2 protein-coding genes are annotated in these 3985 nt (G+C 41.6%); one reads left to right on the forward strand and one right to left on the reverse strand.

All coding sequences use genetic code 11. The features are described 5' to 3' along the window. Window positions 1-93: 93 nt before the first annotated feature. Window positions 94-666 (reverse strand): recombinase family protein, encoded by a 573-nt coding sequence (locus AC23P2_RS30915; protein ID WP_277341162.1) that lies wholly within the window; start codon window positions 664-666, stop codon window positions 94-96. 159 nt (window positions 667-825) lie between these two features. On the opposite strand from AC23P2_RS30915, the gene AC23P2_RS30920 reads away from it, so the two are divergent. Beyond that, complete coding sequence (locus AC23P2_RS30920; RefSeq protein WP_487776763.1) at window positions 826-3882, forward strand: Tn3 family transposase; 3057 nt, start codon at window positions 826-828, stop codon at window positions 3880-3882. The last annotated feature ends 103 nt before the right edge of the window (window positions 3883-3985 follow it).

The following is a 3985-nucleotide window of genomic DNA, read 5'->3' on the forward strand; positions in this document are numbered from 1 at the left end:
TGGCCTTTATTAAATAAACGGGGGTAATGTTCCACGATATTGAGTTAACTATTTGTAATGTAGTGTTCTACGTTCAAAATTTCACTTTTTCTTTTATAAAATCCTTTTTTGTCCCATTGCTTCCAGATAACGGTAAACTGTTGACCGGCCTACACCAATGATGCCGGCGATTTCTTCGGCGGTTTTCTTTTCCTTGTAAAGCATCACTGCGGTTTCTGCTTTTTTAATGGCATCCGGACTAAGTCCTTTCTTTTTCCCACCCATACGTCCCCTTGCACGTGCAGCTGAAAGCCCAGCCCTGGTGCGCTCGCGGATAATATCCCGTTCAAATTCGGCCAATGAAGCAAAGATGTTCAGAAAGAAGCGGCCCTGAGCAGTCGAAGTATCAATGGCATCCTTCAAAGAAATGAACTCTATTTTCCTTTCTTCCAGCTGGGCAATTAGGTTAACCAGCTCCCGCAATGATCTTCCGAGCCGGTCAAGCTTGTAGACAACTACTGTATCGCCTTCTCGGAGCATTTCCAGCATCTTCAAAAGTTGTGGGCGTTCTTTGCCTGATGAGATCTTCTCCTGAAATATCTGCTGGCATTTTGCCAGCTTCAACTCGTCAATCTGCATATCCAGTACCTGGTCTTGGGTCGACACCCTTGCGTATCCTATTTTCATACTTTGGAATCCCACTAATCTGGTAATTTTTCAAAAATAGGATTTTATTTAATGGGACAACAATTTGGTATTGATATTTGATACGAATAGGGTACATTTCATGGTCATTTCAAAATCCCGTAGAACGTTCGTTTACTGGGATTCTATTTTTTACAATTTATGAGATTATTAGAAATTTTAGACAAGGGCCAGCAGAATGAATTTGATAACCCGCCCAAGTTCGATTACGGACAAAGAAAATTCTTTTTTACCATGCCCAAGTGGGCAGAAGATGAATGCAGGACTATGCTGAGCCCTGTTAATCAAGTTGGGTTTGTGATTCAGGTCGGTTATTTTAAGGCAAGTGGGCGGTTTTTCAATGCAAAGAATTTTAACAGGGCAGATATTGAATTTATAATACGACGTTTGGGTGTATCCATTAACTGGGGTAATATTGAACAAACGTATGCACGTAGCGTTATTCATCGACACCGGCAGGTGATTTTAGAAAGTTTTGGTGTCGAGCCCTTTGATGACAGACAAAAGGAAGTGGCTTTGAGGGAGGCTATCAAATTTGCCAAACGGCAAATGCGGCCTGCTGCTGTATTCGGCTCCCTGGCTGAGTACATGCGCATCCACCGGATCGAACTGCCAGCTTATTATACTTTTTCGGTTATCATTTCTGATGCTTTCAAATGGATGCATAACGAGCTGGAATCGCTCATAGAAGTGCACCTGTCAGAAAAAAATAAAGAGCAGCTAGATGCGCTCCTGTCGGTTCAGAAGGATCCACACACAGACCAGCCCGTCAGGTTCTACCTGATCACACGTATTAAGCGCAGCCACCAAACCATGAAACCCATGGCCATTAAAGCCAATATTGAAGATTATTTATACTTAAAGACCCTGTATACTGATCTAAAACCATTATTGGCACTTTTGAACTTGTCGGATGAAATGATAGAATACTATGCCCAGTTTGTAATCCGGTCACAGGTTTTTCAAGTTTCAACCCGGCAGGAAAACCGTAAATATTTGATGATTATATGCTTTATCGTCTACCAGTATTATTTTCTGGGGGATTTGTTGGTCGAGATACTGTTAAGGGCATCACAACAGATTGAAAATACCTCTCAACGTGAGGTCAAAGAAGCGATCTTTCAAAAGCATGTTGAATCCCAGGAAGAGATGGACCAGTTTATTAAGGTGAGTGCTCAGATGGTCAAGGAAGCTAAAGATATTGAACGGGTTGCGCTTGATTTCTCCCAGACCAATGATCAAAAGGTAAAGCATTTTATAAAGTGGGTGAACGGGGATGTATTCAAGCGCTTTACAGATAGCCAAAATAGCATTGAGCAATTAAAGAAAGGCGGTTACGCGAGTAAGGACGATACTTATTACCAGATTATGGAAGAGAAATCACGAAAACTCCAGACACGGGTAGCGGACATACTACGGCATGTTAATTTTGAAGCGAAAAACGAAAACCTCACTCAGGCCCTGGAAGAATTTAAAAAGAGGGATGGCCGCCTGCCGGAAAATCCACTGGATGGCTTTTTGGGCAAAAAAGAACAACATTATTTTAAAAATTCTTCCTCCCGAAGCTCTTTGTACAAGGTTTTACTGACCCGGCATTTAGCCCATGGAATCAAATCGGGACAGGTAAATCTGACGGATTCTTTTTTGCACAAGCCATTTTTAAAATACCTGATCGAAGAATCGGTGTGGGTAAATCAAAAAGAGCAATTACTGGAAAGTGCTGGACTACAATGGATCAGTGACTTCAAAAGCCTCCTAACCGATCTACAGGGAAGTCTTGGAAAGGCATTTGTCCATACTTTTGAGCGGATTGACAAGGGACAAAATAAATTCGTTGAGACCAGAAAAGATGGTAAACCACGCTTTATAGAACCTAAAACGCCCGATAAACCTGGTATCGATATGGATCTTTGGCCGCCTGAAGGGGCCATTCCGATCATTGAAGTTTTGAATACTGTAAATGCCAAATGCAATTTTACAGATGCGTTGCAACACTGGAACCAAAAAAACAAACCAAATCGACCCAACGACACGGTTTTTCTGGCGGGATTGATCGCCTATGGCTGTAATATAGGGGTTGGCCCTATGGCTCGTAACTCTCAGAATGTATCGGCCAATACGCTTGACAATACCGTCAACTGGTATTTTACCCTTGAAAACATTCAAGAAGCCAATGACGCTATCCTGATGTTGATGGGGAAACTAAAAATCAGTGAATTATTCCGCAAGGACCCCAAGATCCTACATACTTCCAGCGATGGGCAGAAGTTCTATATCCAGGTAGATTCGATACATGCCAATTATTCTTATAAATACTTTGGCAACGAGAAAGGAATTGTGATTTACTCCTTTATTGATGAAATGCACCGGCTTTTCTATTCTACTTCATTTAGCTCTTCACAACGGGAAGCCCCTTACGTAATTGATGGTCTGATGCACAACCAGGTTGTCGAATCCGATATTCATTCAACTGATTCTCATGGATTTAGCGAGATTGTTTTTGCATTGACTCATCTATTGGGGATTCGTTTTGCTCCCCGGATCGAAGATTTCCAGAGCCTTATTTTCTATATTTTCCCCGGAATGAACGTGGAATCCCTTAAAAACTATCAAATCAAAGTGGGTAATCCAATCCAAACCAAGCTGATTGAAGAGCAGTGGGACGAAATAATGAGAATGGTTGTCAGTATTAAACTCAAACATACCACTGCATCCACGTTGTTGAAAAGACTTAGTTCCTATTCACAGCAGCACCGGCTTTACCTGGCACTTCGTGAGCTTGGGCGGGTAGTAAGGACTTTGTTTTTGCTGAAATATATGGACGATGAAATGCTCCGCAAGAGAATAAACCAGCAGAACAACAAGACTGAAAATTCCCATCAGTTTGCAAAGGCTGTATTCTATGCGAATAATGGGGAAATACGGTTTGCTTCCCGCCAGGAGCATCTGATCACGGACTCTTGTAAACGTTTAATTCAGAATGCAATTGTTTGCTGGAATTATTTACACTTGTCCAAGCAGCTGATAAAAGTCTCCGATAAACAGCGTGATGAGATGGTTAAAGCCATTGAGCAGTCATCGCCCGTCAGCTGGACACATGTCAATTTGCACGGAAAATTTGACTTCTCAGAAGAGGCTTTAAAGGGATCCGTAGATTTCGACCTGGAAGAGATTTTAAACTTTGAAATCAATAAATGAAAGCAGAAATGGGAAATTTTGATTTTTTTAACCGTAATCCACTGTATTATATATCAGTAAGTCGATTTCGTGGAACATTACCCCCATTTCTTTAATAAAGGCC

This window comes from Runella sp. R0.1_18 (assembly GCF_057652155.1).